This window comes from Metabacillus sediminilitoris (assembly GCF_009720625.1).
Classification (GTDB): Bacteria; Bacillota; Bacilli; order Bacillales; family Bacillaceae; genus Metabacillus; species Metabacillus sediminilitoris.
Genome location: NZ_CP046266.1, coordinates 1029452 through 1048149, shown reverse-complemented (window position 1 = coordinate 1048149; position 18698 = coordinate 1029452). Strand labels below are relative to the sequence as shown.

Sequence of the window (18698 nt, the reverse complement as noted above, 5' to 3'; positions counted from 1 at the left end):
CGCGCCCTATCGATTCTATAAAGGAGTGTTTACTGTGATATCCCCTGTTCTTCAAAGTATTTGGCAGCTCCAGGGTGAAGTTCCATCTCACCTAAACCTTCAAGTGCCGTTTCAGGCTTAATAAACTCACCTTTTGCATGAGTAATTTTATCCGTATTCTCAAATAAGGCTTTTGTCATTTCATAAACCAGGTTTTCATCAAGATCTGTTGAGGCTACTAACATCGCTTTTACAGCAACTGTTTTCACATCTGACTTAATGTTGTATGTTCCACTTGCTACCGTATCTTCTGCATAGTATGGATATTTTTCTATTAAGTTTTGAATTTTATCATCTGCCAACGGAATAATTACAACATTATTTTGTGCAGATAAAGCTTCGACTGCACCGGTTGGTGTCCCAGCAGTAACAAATGCAGCATCAATACTACCTGATTGAATTCCATCAGTAGACTCATCGAATGATAGGTTTTGAGCTTTAATATCATCAACTTTTAATCCATGAATATCTAAAATTTGCATAGCATTTATATATGCGCCTGATCCAGGTGCACCTACAGAAACGGATTTTCCTTTGAGATCCTCTACAGATTTAATCCCACTTTTATCTGTTGTAACAAGTTGTACCGTTTCAGGATATAAAGAGCCAATTGCTTGAATTGTATCTATTGGGTTTCCTTCAAACATTTCTTTCCCTTCAAGAGCATATGCTGCGATATCTGTTTGAGAGAACGCAAGCTCTGCCTCACCGGCTCTCAATGTTTCCATATTTTCAGCAGAAGCACCTGAAGTTTGCGGTGTAATTTTGGCATTTGTGTTATCTGTGATAATTTTCCCAATTTGGCCGCCAAGAGGATAATATGTACCACCAGTTCCCCCTGTTAAGAGACTAAGATTTTTCTTTTCATTACCACTGTTTCCAGCCTCTTCACCAGCAACATCTTCACTCCCGCCATTCCCACAAGCAGCTATGATCATTGAAAGCGCCAAAACCATAACAAATAAAAGGCTACCGCGATTCTTTTTCATAAAATTCCCCCTTTTGTATTTTTGTGTAAAATAATACAATTTTATCTTAACATAAAAGACAACAAAATTGTCAATTGCGAAAATTCAGAAATCTACTTAAAATAAATGGAACAATTTGCAATTCCGCTTTATACTAAGTTTTTTTTCGATTTTCACTGTGTTATTTTACTATTTTTATATATGTTTCAGATTTTCGGTCCATGCATGTATATTAAAGGTACTCATTTTTCCTTATATAACCTTATTGTTTTTTGTACTTTCTAACACCTAAAGGAATAGTGTTTAGAATATCTTATTTTCCCTAATAAGTTTTTCATATTTTACTAACCAAAAACCGTACGATAATAATTAGATAGTATAGATAGGAGGGATTTAGGTGTTAGAGATTAAAAAAATTGCCCCAGAAGATACTTATTCATTAAGACAAAGTGCTTTACGACCGAATCAACCTATAGAAGCGAGCAAATATGAGATTGATTATTTAGAAGACACCTTTCATTTAGGAGCATTTTTGGATGGAATCTTAATAAGCATTGCCTCTTTTTATAAAGAGAAAAATCCTTGTTTTACTGATGAAGTCCAATTCAGACTTAGAGGTATGGCCACGCTTCCAGAATATCGAAAGCAAAAAGCGGGAAGTTCTCTTATCCTGCACGCTGAAGAACTTTTAAGAGAAAAGAAGGTAACATTATGGTGGTGTAATGCTAGAACGACTGTGAGTAATTATTATAAAAAGTTAGGGTTAAGTGAGTGTGGCGAGGTATTTGAAATTGATCCAATAGGTCCTCATAAATTAATGTTTAAAAAATTGAGCTAATCGATATAAATAAGTAAAAACGTGAAGAATATTCAATGAAACAAAAATCTTTTGAACCTTGTCTTATGTATTTTTATCTGTTTCAATTTATTGAATTTGATTTTTGGCTCGTTGAACTTCTATTTCGGTTCATTGAACTGAATTTTCGGCTCGTTGATATTGATCTGGTTCATGAACGGGATTTTTGGCTCATTAAACTGGATTTTCAATTTATTGAACTCGATTCTCAGCTAGTCGGACATGATTTACGGATCGTTGAATCCATCTTTCCGTTCATTAAACTTGATACATAATTACCTCTTAATTTATATACAAAACAAAAAAACTGACTCAGGTCGAGTCAGCTTAGCGAACACTTTCTTCTTTTTTTACATGTGGTAGTTTCTCTAATGCTTCATCAAAATCTTTTATTAAATCATCAACATTTTCTAATCCTACACTAAGTCTAAGCAGTCCATCTGAAATCCCCCGTTTTTCTCTTTCCTCAGGAGGCATTGCAGCATGTGACATTTTTGCAGGATAAGAAAGAATGGATTCAACTGCACCTAAACTAACGGCAAAAACAGGAAGCTTTACATTTTCTACTAATGTTTTAACAGCGTCATAGTTTGCAAGTTTAAATGAAAGCACAGCACCTGGACCATCTGCCTGATATCGTTGTGTATCATAGCCAGGGTGAAAGCTTAATCCTGGGTAATAGACCTCGTCAACTTTCGGGTGCTCACTTAAAAAATGCGCCAATTTCAATGCTGATTCTTGTGATTGTTTAAGACGAACGTGCAACGTTTTTAATCCTCTTAGCACAAGCCATGCATCTTGAACACCAAGTACTGCTCCAAAGGCATTTTGAAGTTTATATAAGCGATTGCCTAATTCCTCGTCCTTCACTACAGCAAGTCCTGCAAGTACATCACTATGCCCTGATAAAAACTTCGTCGCACTATGCAGCACAACATCTACCCCATGTTCTAAAGGGCGCTGCAGTTCTGGAGTTAAAAACGTATTATCTAAAAATGTCAGGCAATTGTTCGCTTTTGCAAGGTTAACAATCCCGCGGATATCCGTGACTTTTAATAATGGATTTGAAGGTGTTTCCATATAAATAACCTTTGTATTTGGACGAATTTCTGATGCCACTTGATGCAGATCCGTCATATCGACGAATGTATGCTCAATTCCAAATCGGGTTAACACATCTGTTATAATCCGAAATGTTCCACCATATACATCCTCTGTTACAAGGACATGATCACCTTGAGAAAGCAAGAGGAACGCAGTTGAGATAGCAGCCATTCCTGAGGAGAATGCTAATCCTCTTGTTCCTCCTTCCAATTCGGCGATCGCTTGTTCTAATGCTTCACGGGTCGGATTTCCAGATCGTGCATAATCATATTTGCCAAATTCATCTACATTAAATTGATGGAAGGTTGAAGAATGGTGAATGGGAACACTTACCGCTCCTGTTCCCGTATCAACCTTTGCTTCATTATGCAATAGCTTTGTTTGAAATGACCAATCATGATTGCTCAACAACTTCAGCCCCCTTCATATGTTTAAAGCTTTGTGCCAAGTCCTCGATGATATCTTCAGCATGCTCAACACCAACTGAAAAACGTAATAGTCGATTACACACACCATTTGCTATTCTAATTTCTTCTGGAATATCCATATGTGTTTGTGTTGCAGGATACGTAATAAAGCTCTCGATACCACCCAAGCTCTCTGCAAACGTAATTGTTTTCAGACTCTTAAGAAATGGATTTACCCATGCTTCATCTTGTAAACGGAATGACAGCATACCGCCTTTTCCAGGGTATAACACATCTAATACATCTGGATGCTCTTCTAAAAATTGGGCAACCTGACGAGCATTTTGCTCATGCTGTCTCATACGAAGAGATAAAGTTTTCATCCCGCGAATGAGCAACCAAGAATCAAAAGGTGAAAGAACAGCTCCAATGGCATTCTGATGTTGGAAAAACTCGTCACTTAGTTCCTGACCTTTTGTTACAACAAGGCCTGCTAATACGTCATTGTGTCCGCCTAAATATTTCGTTGCACTATGGATGACAATATCAGCACCATCTAGAATAGGTGTTTGGATAACTGGTGTATAAAACGTATTATCAACTATCACTAATAATTGATGTTTCTTGGCAACTGCAACAAGCTCTTTAATGTCTGTTTCCTGCATTAATGGATTTGTTGGCGTCTCAATAAACAATGCTTTTGTATTTTCTGTAATTAATTTTTCCGTTTCGACGGGATTTGTAAAATCATCATATTGAAAGGTTAACCCATATTTTCGCCATTCTCTTTCAAATAATCGATATGTGCCGCCATATAAATCGGAAGAAACGATTAAATCATCGCCACTTTTGAAAAGCGCCATGATTGTTTGGATTGCAGCCATTCCTGAACTGAAGGCAAATCCACGGTCACCATGCTCTAAATCGGCAATTGCTTTTTCAACTAGCAATCTAGTAGGATTTCCTGTTCGAATATAATCAAAGCCTGTTGATTCACCAATTCCATTATGGCGATAGGCAGTAGAAAAATAAACTGGCGGGTTTACTGTACCTGTAACATTTTCACTGCGATTTCCAATTTGTGCTAATTTCGTTTCAATTCGTTGACTCATGATTGTCACCATCCTAATTTAAAAGGTTAATTTTCTAGATTATAGTCGAGAGAAGAAGATACCTAGTAGTGGAACAAGTAGTTCAGCACAATGTAAGACCCAAAACAATTCTAGTTGTTATCCGTTTTGGAAGTGTTGATCAAGTAATGCGGGTTCCGCTCCTATTCTTTTTTGCAAAATAAAAAGTCTTCCTCGTTAAGAAGAAGACTGAAAATTTATGGGCGCTTCTTCTTATCTCTCAAGCATAATGCTGGTGTGGCTTGCTGGATTTAGCACCTTGGCACTCGGAAGATTTGGTATGTTGCTTAGATGGAGTTGATTTTGTTGGTATTACCTAGGAACTTTTAAAATAGTATTGTTTGTTTTCTAACAGCACGCAAGCTGTCGCTTGCTTGGGGCTTGCTTTGCAAGCCTCGACAGATAATGAAAAATGCTTCGAACAATGAAAAGCGTTTTGTTCGCTTCATTTTTCATTATCTGTCGGTGCTGTTAGAAAACTACTTAATTATTTGTTCCTAACTTAACAAAATCAACGGTTACCAGATCTTCACTCGTTTTGAACCGGTTGCTGAGGCTTCATAGGGCCAGTCCCTCTGCCTCTCTTGATAAGAATATTATGAAGTTTTTGAATTTAACGTTTTTTTATACTTTACCGTATTTATGTAATGATTGCAATACCATTGACGCAATATTCTATTTTGGGACAGGTTAATGTGAGATTTCCATCTATATGGTATAACTATCTGTTATGAGGATAAGGATGTTAGTTTTCAGGATACATTTCTTTTAAAAACGTGATAGATTGAGTAATCAATGCTTTTAAAACGTCTTCATCGATATCAGCCATTTTATTGATATACACACATGCTTTTCCTGTTGTATGTTTTCCAAAATCCTTTAATAATTCTTCTCGTTTTGTGTCACCCGTTGCAAAATATAAGCTGATTTTTGCTTTACGTGGGGAAAAGCCAACAAGTGGTGCATCACCTTCGTGACCAGAATCATATTTATAATGATATTTACCAAACCCTATAATACTCGGACCCCACATCTTCGCTTCATAACCAGATGTTTCAGTAAAAATATCTAATAATTTATAGGCGTCTTCTCGTTTCTTAGGACTATCAACATTTTCAATAAACTCAATGACACTGCTGTCTGTTTCTTTTGTTTTTAATTCATACATAATAGAATCTCTCCTATTCAAAGTGAAAATCATTACGTTGTAGCATGACGTTTTTTCATTTAGGCTGTTTTCGCATACATTGTTGCTATTTACCAAGTTGTGCGGTGTGGTTGATTGCAGAGAGAATTGCTCGCTTTTTAGCGGGAAGGGCGGTGAGCCTCCTCGGCGTCGCCTGCATGAGTCTCACCTGTCCCGCTGCTCCCGTATGAGTATCGCACTTACGCACCAATCAACCTTAAATATTTTTTTGTTTTAAAAGCAACAATCTCTTAGAAAAGAGACTTCATTTAAATTCCTTATCTAATTATTCTATCATGTTCAAATATAATCCTTTTGTTAAACGATATTAGCTGAACATTCCCACCCGAAAAAAGCGAAAGTGAGGATGAATAAATCCGAACGTGATAGAATAGAAAGGGATTACATGTAATTGTGGATGACCATACAAAAATAGAGAAAAATGTCATAGACTTGGGAGGTTTTTCATGAGCAAACAATCAGGTATCATTCAAGAGCACACTTTTTACTCATCATCCTTACAGGAAGAGTTAACATTACTTATTTATCTACCAGAAAATTTTTCACCATTATATAAATACAGCTTGTTAATCGCCCAGGATGGACAGGACTACTTTCGGCTTGGTCGTGTAGCAAGACAGGCTGAGGCCTTAATGAAAAATGAAGAAATTGAAAACATAATTATTGTTGGAATTCCCTATCCTAATGTTAGGGATCGCAAGGAAAAATATCATCCTGGCGGAGCAAAGTTTCATAACTATGTCCGATTTCTTGCACATGAGCTTGTTCCATTCCTTGATCAGGAATTCCCTACATATCAAGTTGGCTATGGACGCGCGCTTATTGGCGACTCACTTGGAGCGACCGTCTCCCTGCTAACTGGTTTAACGTATCCAAATATTTTTGGCAAGCTGATCTTACAATCTCCATATGTAAACAAGGTAGTCTTACAGGCTGTAAACGAATTTTCATCAACAACAAGACCGACTATCTTTCATCAAATTGGTCTAAAAGAAACAGAAGTAAAAATGACTGACGGCGATGTTCAAGACTTTCTATTACCAAATCGAGAACTAAAAAAAGCTATTTCCGAAAAAGGTTTTTCCTATACATATGAAGAATTTAATGGTAACCACACTTGGAAATACTGGCAGCCTGCACTAACACCAATCTTAAAAGAAATGTTTGAGTAATAAGAAAAGCGGAAGCGCCTTGTTTAGCCCCGACATGCATAAGACGATTAGGAATAGAAGGTGTTTTTTACCTTCAATTCCTAATTGACTTATGACCTCGAGGGGCTAGGCGCTGGAGCTAGACAATTAGAAAAGCGGAAGCGCTTTGTTCAGCTCCGACAAGCATAAGACGCAACTGAAATGAAGGTGTTCTTTACCTTCATTTCAGATATTACCTTCAATTCCTAATTGGCTTTTGGCCTCGAGGGCTAGGCGCTGAAGCTGGACAATAATATAAGCGCTTAGGACTATTGTCAGAAATATTTCTAAATTTAGAATGTACAAGTGCTTGTTCATATGCTTTGTTAAAAAAATTTGTTATACTTTGTATAAACTAAAATTTTGGAGGGAATGACATGAAATACGGAATTGCCCTTTTTCCATCAAAAAAATTACAAGATTTAGTGAATTCTTATCGTAAGCGTTATGATCCAAATTATGCATTAGTTCCACCACATTTAACAATTAAAAATGCATTTGAAGCTTCTGAGGAAGAAATGAAAACGATATCACAAGAGCTTCGCCATATCGCTCAAGAAGCAAATCCATTAAAAATTTCGATTAAAAAAGTTAGTTCTTTTTCACCTGTGAACAATGTGATTTATTTAAAGGTTGAACCAACAGATGAGCTCATTGATTTACACAATAAGCTTCATACAGGCGGGTTAGAAAGCAAACCAGAATATTCATTTGTCCCACATATTACACTCGCTCAGCAACTATCAGATGATGAGCATTCTGATGTTCTTCATAGACTTAAAATGACTGATGTTAGTCATGAAGAAACAATTGACCGCTTCCATTTACTCTATCAATTAGAAAATGGTTCCTGGACTGTTTATGAAACATTTTTACTTGGGAAGGATTGCAAATAATTGAACGTAAAACAAGTCACAACAAAAGAACAACTAGAAGATGCATACAAAGTAAGACGTACCGTTTTTGTTCATGAACAACAAGTTCCTGAAGAAGAAGAAATTGATCAATATGAAGATGTTGCTAAACATATTGTTCTTTATGATCATGAAGAACCAGTTGGTGCAGCACGAGTAAGAATATTGGACGGTATCGGTAAGCTTGAACGAATTTGCGTTCTTTTATCACACCGAAAAAAAGGTGCTGGAAAGCTGCTAGTTAATAAATTGGAAGAAATTGCAAGTTCGGAAGGAATTCAAAAATTTAAGCTTAATGCGCAGACACAGGCGATTCCATTCTATGAACGATTAGGCTATAAAATTGTATCTGATGTCTTTATGGATGCTGGAATTCCACATGTGACAATGATTAAAGAAATAAATGGTTAAAAGCAGCTTGGAGAAATTGCTCCAAGCTCTTTTTTTGCACACTAGTTCTACGGGAAAATGTTGTTGAAGAATGTAGTTTGGTCAACTCCTTATGACTTTAGATAATTTATCACTTAAAGCCGTTCATAAACCCATATATCAGATTAGCTAATGATTAAAAATCAGCTATTTTAATTTTAATAAATCATCATAAAAAACGGTCTATATGAAAAAGCTATGTGGTAGGTGATTGTTACGGAGGGTTTTTATATTATGGATTTCACACAAATTACGATTGAATTAGTTCTAGGATTTGTTGCACTTTTTGTTATTACAAGATTGTTGGGAAAAACACAAATTACCCAAATTACGACTTTTGACTTTATCTCTGCGTTAGTGATTGGAGACCTTGTTGGTAATGCCATTTATGTTCACGAAGTTGGTTTGTTTCATATTTTATATGCTGTTCTAGTATGGGGTCTGCTTATTTATGTACTTGAGATGATTACACAAAAATGGGGGAAATCCCGCGGTTTTTTAGAAGGAAAGCCTACTATCATTGTACATAAAGGGAAAATTTTGCGAGATAGTTTAAAAAAGAGCAAGTTAGACATAAATCAGCTGCAACATTTAATTCGATCTAAGGGTGTGTTTTCCATCCGTGAATTAGAATACGCTATACTTGAAACGGATGGAACCGTTAGTGTTTTAAAGAAAGCACTATATGAGATGCCTACAAAAAAAGAATTACAAGTAAATTTTGAAGAAGTATGCCTGCCTATTACCTTTATAAGTGATGGGAAATTGATAGAAGATAATTTAACAGAAGCTGGCTTTAACCTGACATGGTTAGAGCAGCAGCTGAAGAAAGAAAATATCTATCGAGTAGAAGAAGTGCTGTATGCTGAGTGGCTTGAAGGTTCAGGATTACATATTCAATCATTTTAAAAGGCTGACACGATTATTAAGTGTCAGCCTTTCTTTTGATTCACACGAATTCGTTCACATGCTTTCCTTTTTCAATGAAAGATGGTGATGATTTTATCTTTCTCATCTTACTTTCTAATATATCTGCAAAGCGCTGACGTGGTTCCCTTGTTTCTTGATTGGATAATTGTAATTGTACTGCAGCACTTGGTAGGACTTTCGAAATTTGATTTTTTACAGGAAGAGTTCGATTTGCGTATTGTGTGTATGTAACATGTTGAATTGGTAAAATATAGCCCATTCATCATCACCCCTTATTTATTTAATCCCCTTCTTTTCCCTTAACAAAACACTTTATATTTACCTTTTCGATCCCTTAGCATTCTGTTAAGATAGAATTTGTCGTTTATAATTAAATACGATAATTCTTTATTTATTCCTTTATTTACATATACGAGAAAAGCAATCTTTTTATGGGAGGAGGATCAGGTTGAAAAGTGCAAAAATGAAAGATACAGAATTCTTTTTATCTACTTTGCCTAGAGAAGATTATCAACAAGTCTATGAAGCTAGCTTAAAAGATGAAGTGACATGTAAAGCATGTGGCAAGCCTGTTAAACTATATATTGGCTTGAGTAAACCGCCTTACTTCTATCATACACTTATTGATGATCATCTAAGTTGCAAAAATCTTGTAGATGACCCTCCTATACAAGCAATTTCTTCGCAACAATCTGATTCCGACAATGAATATATTGAACAAAATGGTTTTCGAATTCCAAAATCGAGATCCATCGCAACGATGGAAAAACCGCAAGTTACTGAATGGCGTCAGCCAAAGGCTCTTAAAGGACGAACTCCTTTTGCTATAAAAAGAAAGACATCATCATCATTTCTTGGGATTACTCTTGACGATGAACAAAAAGAAGCAGTCATGACCATTGATGGGCCTCTTCTCATTTTAGCCGGTGCAGGCAGCGGCAAAACCCGCGTATTAACAACAAGAGCATTATATATGATTGAAGAAAAATCCATCGATCCCGGCTCAATGATGCTTGTGACCTTTACTGCAAAAGCAGCTCGGGAAATGCATGAACGCCTAAAAACACAAACAAAGCTACCAGCAAGTCATCTCAATCGACTCGTCATTGGAACTTTCCATAGTATTTTTTACAAAATGCTTCTTCACGATAACCGGGAAAAATGGAATGGACAACACTTACTAAAATGGGATTGGCAAAAGGAGAGCTACTTAAAACAGGCATGTAGAGAATTAGATATCGATGAAAAAGACTTCCCATTTGACCAAGCCATTCAACAAATCGGCTATTGGAAAAATACACTCAAAACTCCTACTAATATACATCCTAGTGATGAGTGGGAAGAAACGGCTCTTTCACTTTACACTTATTATGAAGAGCAAAAGCATCAGCGCGGACAATTTGACTTTGATGATATGCTCGTGAAATGCTATGACATGCTGAAAGAAAACACCCATCTGCTTAGCGCATATCAAAACCGATTTCACTATTTTCTTATTGATGAATTCCAGGATATTAACCCTGTCCAATATAAGCTTATGAAGCTTTTATCCAATCATACAAACAATATATGCGGAGTTGGCGACGATGATCAAACGATTTATAGCTTCAGAGGCAGTGAGCCTTCTTTTATTTTAAAATTTAAAGAGGAATATCCAGAGGCAAATATCATTACGCTATCTTCCAATTATCGATCCGATCATCATATTGTCTCTTCTGCAAATGAAGTGATTTCAAAAAATAAACATCGATTAAGCAAAAAGATGTATGCCCAATTTCAGACTGGACATTCACCGATTTGTTTCTTTCCGTATGATGAAGAAGAAGAAGCAACAATGATTGTGAACGACATAAAGGAAAAAATTGAAGATGGTGCCATGCCTCATGAGTTTGCGATTCTTTACCGAACACATACAGGTGGACGTGCTGTCTTTGAACGATTTGTCCAATCAAGTATTCCATTTGTTATTGAAAAAGAGCAAAGTTCATTTTATGAAAGAAAAATGGTGCGAGGAGTTCTTGCTTATTTGCGTCTCAGTGTAGATACTGATGATACGTCAGCATTAACTGAACTTATACGCGCTTTATTTTTAAAGCAATCAGTCTTAAATGATGTAAAGGCCTTATCAATCCTTCACGATTGTTCCCTTGTTGATGCACTATTATATTTAAAAGAGCTTCCGACTTTCCAAATGGCTAAGCTTAAAAAAATCATTCCAAGAATGAGTTCATTGAAAAAGGAAAAGCCTGTAAAAGCCCTCCAAATCATTGAAAAGGAACTTGGTTTTAATGACTATCTTAAAAAACAAGGAAATGAAGGAAATGCAATGGACAAGGGGTCTGATGATCTTAACGATTTAAAAGTAGTTGCAAAGAAATTTTCAACAGTGCCCGAATTCCTTCAACACACTGATCATATGACCTTAACGCAAAAAGCGTTAAAAGGACAAAATAATACAAATGGAGCTGGTGTTCAGCTTATGACCATTCATCGATCAAAAGGTCTTGAGTTTAAGTATGTATATATTGCCTGTGCTGTTGATGGTTCCCTTCCACACGATTTTGCTCTAGAGTCTGCTAGAAAAGGAGATTATGAATACCTGGAGGAAGAAAGACGGTTACTTTATGTAGCGATGACACGGGCAAAGGAGCATTTATTAATCTCTTGTCCATCCTATCGCCGTGGACGAAAAGCCTCCCCTTCGCGATTTCTTAAAGATTTACTAAACTAATCAGTCGCTTGATATCAGTAATACCATTTCATTATTAGTAAGCGATGAAGAAATTATATGCAGTTATGCCATAAAAGAATGATTTGAGGTTCAAAATAAAATGTTAAACATATAGTGTATAGAAATTACACGATAGAAAATTATTAAAAACTTGGGTGTAATTAAATGGTATTACAACGAAAGGAGTTTTTAATTAATGAAAGGAGTTATTCTTGCTGGCGGTACAGGGTCCCGGCTAAAGCCATTTACACAAGTCTTAAATAAACACCTATTGCCAGTAGGACCTTATCCGATGATCTATTGGCCAATTATAAGATTAAGAGATGCTGGAATAAATGAAATCTTAATTATCACGAATAACAATCACCTGAATTCCTTTGTCGAGTTATTAGGGCAGGGTGAGGAATTAAATGTTAAACTTCACTATATTATACAGAGAAACGAAGGCAGCGGTATTGCGGATGCCCTCATGTGCGCCAAAAGTTTCATAAATAAAGAAAAATTTGTCGTTTTACTGGGGGATAATATTTTTGAAGATTCATTGACACCTTATGTCCAGGCATTTCAAAAACAGGAAAAAGGCGCCAGAGTACTGCTGAAAAAGGTAAATGATCCTACTCGATATGGCGTCCCTCAATTAGATAGAACAAAAAAAAGAATTATGTCCATAATAGAAAAACCAAGTATTCCTCCTTCTTCCTTTTGTGTAACAGGAATATATATGTATGATCATGAAGTTTTTCAGCTTATTGGAGCCATTCGCCCTTCAAAGCGAAACGAGCTAGAAATCACAGATGTTAACAATTTATATATTCAGAAAAATCAACTTCACTATGACATTTTACAGGGATGGTGGATTGATGCAGGAACACATGAATCACTATATAGAGCCATTAAATATGTTTACGAAGATCCGATTAAGGAGGGAGACAATTGAATAAACACCTCCTTGTAACTGGCGGTGCAGGTTTTATTGGGGCAAATTTTATTTTGCATTTACTAAGTAACTCAGATTACTCTATCACCAACGTGGACTCCCTAACCTATGCAGGAAAATATGAAAATAATCAGCCATTCGAAAAATCGAACCGATATCGTTTTATCAAATGTGATATTGGCAAATTTGATGAACTAAGAACTGCACTTGATCAAGAATATGAGGCTATCATAAACTTTGCTGCAGAATCGCATGTGGACCGCAGCATTATGGATGCCGCACCGTTCATTCATACAAATATCAAAGGTACATTTAACCTCTTGCAGGCAGTATTGTCAGGAAAGGCTCGAAAAATGATCCAAATCTCAACAGACGAAGTATATGGTTCCCTAGAACCAACAGATCCTCCTTTTATCGAAGAAACTCCCCTTGCACCTAATAATCCTTATTCTGCCAGCAAAGCAAGCGCAGATTTGCTTGTCAGATCATATTCTATAACACATCAGCTGCCTCTGATCATAACGCGATGCAGCAATAACTACGGCCCTATGCAGCATACCGAAAAGTTTATCCCTAAAATTATTTCTAATGCCTTAAACGATATCGATATCCCTTTATACGGCGATGGCTTAAATATACGTGATTGGATTTATGTTGAAGACCATTGCCGCGCAATCCAGATGGTGCTTGAAAAAGGGGCCGCCGGAGAAGTTTATAACATCGGCGGAACAGAAGAAAAAACAAATCGGGAAGTTATTCAAGCCATTCTAAACCAATTGGGGAAGGACAAACATCTTATAAAGCATGTAAAAGACCGCAAAGGGCATGACCGCCGGTACTCCATGGATTCATCGAAGATATCCAGGGAGCTGGGATGGAAACCGAGTGTTTCTTTCGAGGATGGCATAAAAAAAACAATAGAATGGTTTCAATTAAGGACACATGAGAGAAGGTGAAAAGGTGGATATTTTAATAACTGGAGCTCATGGCCAATTAGGAAAAGAATTGGGAAGAAAATTAAGCCTTTTTCATTCTGTTGTCAGCCTTGGTAAAAAGGAACTAGACATTACGAAACAAGAAGAAGTAGCAAAAATAATTTCACATGTTAATCCCCAAATAATTATCCATGCTGCCGCTTTTACTGCAGTTGATCAATGTGAAACAGACCGAAAAAAAGCGTTTGAAGTGAATGGTCTTGGGGCTGGCTATATTGCACAAGCAGCCAATAAAGTGAATGCAAGAATGTTTTATATTAGTTCAGATTATGTATTCGATGGAAATAAACAAACTCCTTATATCGAGGGAGATGAGCCAAATCCACAATCAACTTATGGAATGAGCAAATGGCTGGGCGAAAAATTTGTACTTAATCTTTATAATGGAACTGTTATCCGCACATCCTGGCTATACGGGCATGATGGAAAGAATTTTGTAAAGACAATGTTGGAACTGGCTAAAAAAAAGAAAGAAATTAAAGTGGTAAATGATCAGATAGGCTCTCCTACTTATGTGAATGATCTCACTGAATCGATTATTCAATTACTGGATAAAAAAAATGGCATCTACCATGTGAGCAATTCGGGTTCATGCACTTGGTATGAATTTGCAAGAACCATTTTCGAAGAAGCAGGTTTCAATCCGAAATTGGTTTTACCTACAACGACGAAAGAATACGGGGCTCTAGCTACGAGGCCCCGTTACTCAGTACTTGAAAATAGCGCTTTACTTAGAGAAAGTATTAAGCCGCTTAGACTGTGGAATGAAGCGTTAAAGGAATTTATTCGAAAGGAGACTTATTCATGATAGATGAGGTGAAGGTAAAGAAACTCGTAAAGCATTGTGATGACCGCGGCTTTTTTGCAGAACTAGTCAGAGACGATGAACCTGAACTTTTATCCAAGTTCGGCCAGGCATCATGGTCGATGAGCTATCCTGGGGTTATTAAAGCGTTTCACTATCACGAAAACCAAGATGATTTATGGTTTTTCCCTTCAGGCAATGCTCAAGTTGTATTGTATGACCTTCGGAAAACTTCATTTACACAAGGGGAAACGGACGTTTTTTACATGGGTGAGGAAAATCCGATTATGCTCCTTATTCCAAAGGGTGTTGCCCATGGATATCGGGTGCTTGGACAAAAGCCTGCCACCATTATTTATTTTACAACTGAATCATATAACCCGAACGATCCTGATGAAAAACGAATTCCTTGGGATGATCCTGTCATCAATTTTAATTGGGAAACGAGAAATCGGTAATGAAATTTCAAAAAGCGATTAAGTAAATAATCGCTTTTTAAATTGCCCTAAATTATTCCTCCAATGTCAACAGTATGTTTTTTTCATACTATCAACACAAGAGCGAAAATATTTTTTTGAGAGGGGCTTTACGTCAATCAGACAAGTATTGATTGTTTTAAAAACGTTTTAGATTAAACTGCTATACTATTTTTAATTAACTAATTGCAACACCTGCACTAGCATAACCTGTAACAGTAGCAGTGGAAATAATACCGCCCGTTTCAGTAGTGATAAAAAATACCATCAATAGACGATCCTCTGGGGCTACTGGTATCCCCTGTGGAAACGCAGGAGTGATCGTACTAGTAATGTCGTGTCTAGTTGTAACAGGCAATACAACACCTGTACCCATAATTGGAGGCAAGTTGACAGCAGCTCCTGTAATCGGTGTAAACTCGTTAGGATTCGCAGCTGTTGGTAATGCTCTATACAATTGAGCAGTAATCGTTGTAGATGTGTCCAAAGGCAGAGTCACGCTTGCTAAAGTACTGAAGTACGCAGCTACTGATGTTATAAATCCTGCCCGAGGAGCCGAAAATGCCATGTTTACACCTGTACCGGCAGCATTTGTAAGATCTATGGCTCCTATATTCGCTATAGCAAGAGCGAGGCCGGAACTTCCAAACCCAATAAGGCCTACATTACGTAGTACAGCACCTTCTGCGGTAGAGGTAATATTAAGTGCAACTGGAGCTCCTGAAGCATATGGAATGATAGCACCTGCACCGGGTATTCCTTGAGGTCCACGCGGGCCTTGAGGTCCACGCAGGCCTTGAGGTCCTTGAATGCCTTGAATTCCTCGAAGTCCTTGAGGTCCTCGCTGTCCTTGAATTGGAACGGCAGGGCAACAACAAGGAATAGAGAAGCAGCGAGAGCAATGATTGGGTATAAAATTCACCTCCCTTCCACCTTATTAATACAGTTTATTTTTGTTCTACGAATTTGTTTGTGTATTCATCCTTAATTATCGAGATTTTTCCATTTATTTTTTAGTAACTTTTTTAAAGGGTTATCAATTAAAAAATTAGCCCAAGTGAAAGTGGTGATTATGATTTAAATATAATAATAGAATGAAGAGCGCTTCTCGAAGGGGGTATCTTTTATTACTATTAAAAAGTCAGCTTCTCAGATTTTATCCCCGAACACTGGTCAGTCAAAAAAACGGACTTTGCACGGTTTTGTCCTATTCCCTAACAGTAGCTTCTAAGTTTTTGTCTACCAGCATTTCCTATTAGCAATTAGAAAATATACTTTACGCTATTTTACAGAACAACATAGATATTAATATCACCATTCGAATTGTTTGCGATTATTAATACTACATTTGTTTCATTTACTTCAAAGGTATAACTAAAAATGATTAGGGTTCCATAAAAGTAGCTTAAAAACTCCGAGTTAAGCTTCCAGTAAAACGAATAAAATCTAATCACAAGCTAGGGTCAAAGTCATAGACTGATAGAAGAAATCTCAAAATGAAAGAAGGATTTATAGATGGCAAATGAATAAACTGTTCCAGGGGTTTTACAATAATAATGCTGCTTTAGCCAGTCCTATGGTTCAAGATTTAGATACCATTCGGGTGGCATCGGGTACGTATACCGGTCCATTATCATATGTACAGTTGTTAAATAATAATTATGTCTTCTCTTTCTTGACATAATAAATTTCTCTCCTATCCTCTTTTAATACGAATCATTTTTCAGGTATAAATATAAAGTGAACCTTTCATCTTTACTTCCCGTTAATCTGCGGTAAAAGAAAAAGGAAGTTACGAGACCCCCTTGGATATTACCATTTGTTAAAGCTGCTTCAATATCTTGTAACATACTTATTCTAACGTTGTCCTTCATAAGCTGTTTGATTGTCCCCGGTATTATTCTCTTCGCTTTCATCAGAAGCAGCACCGGCTACGATAATACCTTCTTCGATGTCATTTTCTCCATCTTTTTTAGCGATCTGTCCCATTTGATTTGCGTTCTGCCCGCGATCTTTAGCAATCTGTCCACCTTTATTTACGTTTGTTCTTGATTTCCACTGATTTATCCATCGCCAGTAACTTCATTGACAGGACTCAAAACTGAATTATCATCGCCCTGATTTTCTACATTACTGTTTCCCGTGAGAACTTTCCCCACCCTTTTTATCATCTTTTAATAACTCAGAACATGGTAAACCATTTGTTTACAAACAGTACCAAAACTTGCTGTAAATTTCCCTAATTGAATCTCATAGGTAATTTTGTTGAATCCAAAGGTTTGATTTATTCCAATTTTGCTGTCAAAAAAACCTAGCAGCTTATTTCATTGCCAATTTTTCAATTCACTGCGTTCATTTATGTTAATATGCTAAAACACTGTGTTGAAACCATCTGCAAAATGGACACTTCTCTTAGTACATTCGTACAAGCATGAGAAAATTGATATAGTATTATAATATAAAGAAGGTGAGGTGTTCCTATGTGTTTATGTCGTGAAATGAATAAACGTTTATCATCCAAAGGCTTGTACCATGGCAGATCTGTACAACCGACAATCCGAAAAGTGTCCTCCCCGGTTATGGTCAAAACAACACCTTATACAAATTACTTGAAAAGAAAGTAAAGAGATACGAAAAAAGAAGCGATTGTCGTTCCAAACGCTTCTTTTTTATATCATTTTATGAAATTAGACCGATATACTCCTGAAAACAAATAGGATTTTATATTTTACTAAAGCTAATCATTTTTTGGTTTCGCGGATGTCCCCAATCTCCGATATATTCCATTTGCAATGAGCTGCCTTCAATTAAATATTCAAACAAGGAAATATGGTAATGGTACGGGTCACTGTCGATTTTTGTGACAACACCGCCCGAATTCGGCTGGTTCACCGGATCAACATGAAACTTGCTTTCCGTCTCAAAAAAAGTTGCATAAAACTTCCCGCCAGGATTAAGAACTTGTTCAAGATGAATTAAGCATCTTTGAATCACATTTACCGGAAGATGCGTAAACACCGATTGGGCAATTGCGTAATCAAACTTCTTCTTAAACAGATTAAAATGAAAGCTGTCATTTACTAAAAGCGTTGGTTTCTTTGACATTAAACCTGCCTTTTTTATTTCAGACTGCCCGGCTTTTATAAGAGAAGAATTTAGATCGAGCCCGCTGTACTTTCCTTCATTTAAATACTCGATAAAGAAAATACCCCCGCGCAAGCTGCCGCAGCCAATGTCAAGCAACTCGTGATCAGGCTGTAATCCCTGCTCTTTCATGAACCTAAACTGCAATTCGCCAATTTCATTCCACTTCCCGCCTATCTGATTTCGATGGCTTCCCCTCTGTATTTCCTGATCCGTAAGATTTATACGGTAATATTGGTTCCACATCTCCGTGATCCCTCCCTTTTATTTACTGATAATATATTGTTTGCACCATGGATTGGTTCATATTGATTAATAAGAATACAAGTCGATCTTTTCATATATAGTAGGTAACCAATCATCTTAAAAAGGGAGGAGATTTTGCCGAAACCTCCAGTTTTCCACTTGGAAAAATTTATAAATCTAAACCAAACAT

19 protein-coding genes and 1 riboswitch are annotated in these 18698 nt (G+C 36.8%); of the genes, 11 read left to right on the top strand and 8 right to left on the bottom strand.

All coding sequences use genetic code 11. From position 1 onward, the window contains the following. Positions 1-29: 29 nt before the first annotated feature. Positions 30-1028, bottom strand: coding sequence for a TAXI family TRAP transporter solute-binding subunit (locus GMB29_RS05330; RefSeq protein WP_136355045.1), 999 nt, complete (start codon positions 1026-1028; stop codon positions 30-32). Positions 1029-1404: 376 nt separating this feature from the next. On the opposite strand from GMB29_RS05330, the gene GMB29_RS05325 reads away from it, so the two are divergent. Further along, the gene (locus GMB29_RS05325; RefSeq protein ID WP_136355047.1) at positions 1405-1845 is read left to right on the top strand and encodes a GNAT family N-acetyltransferase; all 441 of its coding nucleotides are present in this window, start codon (positions 1405-1407) and stop codon (positions 1843-1845) included. A gap of 35 nt (positions 1846-1880) precedes the next feature. Continuing rightward, positions 1881-2138 carry a hypothetical protein gene (locus GMB29_RS05320; RefSeq protein WP_136355049.1) on the top strand — a complete coding sequence of 86 codons (258 nt, stop codon included), beginning with the start codon at positions 1881-1883 and terminating at the stop codon, positions 2136-2138. 52 nt (positions 2139-2190) lie between these two features. Here GMB29_RS05320 and metC read toward each other — a convergent pair whose 3' ends face one another. The 3 genes from metC to GMB29_RS05305 form a co-directional block, all read right to left on the bottom strand. Continuing rightward, positions 2191-3375 (bottom strand): cystathionine beta-lyase, encoded by a 1185-nt coding sequence (metC, locus tag GMB29_RS05315; protein ID WP_136355051.1) that lies wholly within the window; start codon positions 3373-3375, stop codon positions 2191-2193. Then, the gene (locus tag GMB29_RS05310; RefSeq protein ID WP_136355053.1) at positions 3362-4486 is read right to left on the bottom strand and encodes a methionine biosynthesis PLP-dependent protein; all 1125 of its coding nucleotides are present in this window, start codon (positions 4484-4486) and stop codon (positions 3362-3364) included. Before GMB29_RS05310 ends, metC begins: the two co-directional genes overlap by 14 nt. A gap of 512 nt (positions 4487-4998) precedes the next feature. After that, positions 4999-5098, bottom strand: a riboswitch (SAM riboswitch). A 151-nt stretch (positions 5099-5249) separates the two neighbouring features. Further along, the gene (locus GMB29_RS05305; protein ID WP_136355055.1) at positions 5250-5672 is read right to left on the bottom strand and encodes a DUF1801 domain-containing protein; all 423 of its coding nucleotides are present in this window, start codon (positions 5670-5672) and stop codon (positions 5250-5252) included. A gap of 485 nt (positions 5673-6157) precedes the next feature. Between GMB29_RS05305 and GMB29_RS05300 the strand changes: the two genes are divergently transcribed. From GMB29_RS05300 to GMB29_RS05285, 4 genes are all read left to right on the top strand, one after another. Next, positions 6158-6883: an alpha/beta hydrolase gene (locus GMB29_RS05300; protein ID WP_136355057.1), complete on the top strand. Its 726-nt coding sequence runs from the start codon at positions 6158-6160 to the stop codon at positions 6881-6883. 395 nt (positions 6884-7278) lie between these two features. After that, positions 7279-7797, top strand: coding sequence for a YjcG family protein (locus GMB29_RS05295; protein ID WP_136355059.1), 519 nt, complete (start codon positions 7279-7281; stop codon positions 7795-7797). After that, a complete protein-coding gene (locus GMB29_RS05290; protein WP_136355061.1) occupies positions 7798-8226 on the top strand; it encodes a GNAT family N-acetyltransferase in 429 nt (142 codons plus the stop codon). Positions 8227-8478: 252 nt separating this feature from the next. Then, on the top strand, positions 8479-9153 hold the full coding sequence (locus GMB29_RS05285) for a YetF domain-containing protein (RefSeq protein WP_196305226.1): 675 nt from the start codon (positions 8479-8481) through the stop codon (positions 9151-9153). Between the two features lie 40 nt (positions 9154-9193). Here the strand turns inward: GMB29_RS05285 and GMB29_RS05280 are convergent, their stop codons facing one another. Next, positions 9194-9433, bottom strand: coding sequence for a hypothetical protein (locus tag GMB29_RS05280; protein ID WP_136355063.1), 240 nt, complete (start codon positions 9431-9433; stop codon positions 9194-9196). A 189-nt stretch (positions 9434-9622) separates the two neighbouring features. Here GMB29_RS05280 and GMB29_RS05275 point away from each other — a divergent pair, with 189 nt between their 5' ends. From GMB29_RS05275 to GMB29_RS05255, 5 genes are all read left to right on the top strand, one after another. Further along, positions 9623-11905, top strand: a complete 2283-nt coding sequence (locus GMB29_RS05275; RefSeq protein ID WP_406600313.1) for a UvrD-helicase domain-containing protein — start codon at positions 9623-9625, stop codon at positions 11903-11905. Positions 11906-12101: 196 nt separating this feature from the next. Beyond that, entirely contained in the window at positions 12102-12842 is a 741-nt protein-coding gene (locus GMB29_RS05270) for a sugar phosphate nucleotidyltransferase (protein WP_136355065.1), read from the top strand. Further along, positions 12839-13798 (top strand): dTDP-glucose 4,6-dehydratase, encoded by a 960-nt coding sequence (gene rfbB, locus GMB29_RS05265; protein WP_136355067.1) that lies wholly within the window; start codon positions 12839-12841, stop codon positions 13796-13798. The genes GMB29_RS05270 and rfbB overlap by 4 nt, the downstream gene beginning before the upstream one ends. Before the next feature lie 4 nt (positions 13799-13802). After that, positions 13803-14645, top strand: a complete 843-nt coding sequence (rfbD, locus tag GMB29_RS05260) for a dTDP-4-dehydrorhamnose reductase (protein WP_227551522.1) — start codon at positions 13803-13805, stop codon at positions 14643-14645. Further along, a complete protein-coding gene (locus GMB29_RS05255) occupies positions 14642-15100 on the top strand; it encodes a dTDP-4-dehydrorhamnose 3,5-epimerase family protein (RefSeq protein ID WP_136355071.1) in 459 nt (152 codons plus the stop codon). Before rfbD ends, GMB29_RS05255 begins: the two co-directional genes overlap by 4 nt. Positions 15101-15296: 196 nt before the next feature. Here GMB29_RS05255 and GMB29_RS05250 read toward each other — a convergent pair whose 3' ends face one another. From GMB29_RS05250 to GMB29_RS05245, 3 genes are all read right to left on the bottom strand, one after another. Next, positions 15297-16040 (bottom strand): exosporium glycoprotein BclB-related protein, encoded by a 744-nt coding sequence (locus tag GMB29_RS05250; RefSeq protein ID WP_136355073.1) that lies wholly within the window; start codon positions 16038-16040, stop codon positions 15297-15299. 935 nt (positions 16041-16975) lie between these two features. After that, positions 16976-17107, bottom strand: a complete 132-nt coding sequence (locus tag GMB29_RS27600; protein ID WP_264766592.1) for a hypothetical protein — start codon at positions 17105-17107, stop codon at positions 16976-16978. 732 nt (positions 17108-17839) lie between these two features. Continuing rightward, positions 17840-18508, bottom strand: coding sequence for a class I SAM-dependent methyltransferase (locus tag GMB29_RS05245; protein WP_136355074.1), 669 nt, complete (start codon positions 18506-18508; stop codon positions 17840-17842). Positions 18509-18698: the final 190 nt, after the last annotated feature.

Coding starts and splice junctions, on each gene's coding strand:
- GMB29_RS05330 (WP_136355045.1), bottom strand. CDS start 1,028: ATGAAAAAGAATCGCGGTAGCCTTTTATTTGTTATGGTTTTGGCGCTT.
- GMB29_RS05320 (WP_136355049.1), top strand. CDS start 1,881: ATGAAACAAAAATCTTTTGAACCTTGTCTTATGTATTTTTATCTGTTT.
- GMB29_RS05310 (WP_136355053.1), bottom strand. CDS start 4,486: ATGAGTCAACGAATTGAAACGAAATTAGCACAAATTGGAAATCGCAGT.
- GMB29_RS05305 (WP_136355055.1), bottom strand. CDS start 5,672: ATGTATGAATTAAAAACAAAAGAAACAGACAGCAGTGTCATTGAGTTT.
- GMB29_RS05300 (WP_136355057.1), top strand. CDS start 6,158: ATGAGCAAACAATCAGGTATCATTCAAGAGCACACTTTTTACTCATCA.
- GMB29_RS05295 (WP_136355059.1), top strand. CDS start 7,279: ATGAAATACGGAATTGCCCTTTTTCCATCAAAAAAATTACAAGATTTA.
- GMB29_RS05285 (WP_196305226.1), top strand. CDS start 8,479: ATGGATTTCACACAAATTACGATTGAATTAGTTCTAGGATTTGTTGCA.
- GMB29_RS05280 (WP_136355063.1), bottom strand. CDS start 9,433: ATGGGCTATATTTTACCAATTCAACATGTTACATACACACAATACGCA.
- GMB29_RS05270 (WP_136355065.1), top strand. CDS start 12,102: ATGAAAGGAGTTATTCTTGCTGGCGGTACAGGGTCCCGGCTAAAGCCA.
- GMB29_RS05255 (WP_136355071.1), top strand. CDS start 14,642: ATGATAGATGAGGTGAAGGTAAAGAAACTCGTAAAGCATTGTGATGAC.
- GMB29_RS27600 (WP_264766592.1), bottom strand. CDS start 17,107: ATGGGACAGATCGCTAAAAAAGATGGAGAAAATGACATCGAAGAAGGT.
- GMB29_RS05245 (WP_136355074.1), bottom strand. CDS start 18,508: ATGTGGAACCAATATTACCGTATAAATCTTACGGATCAGGAAATACAG.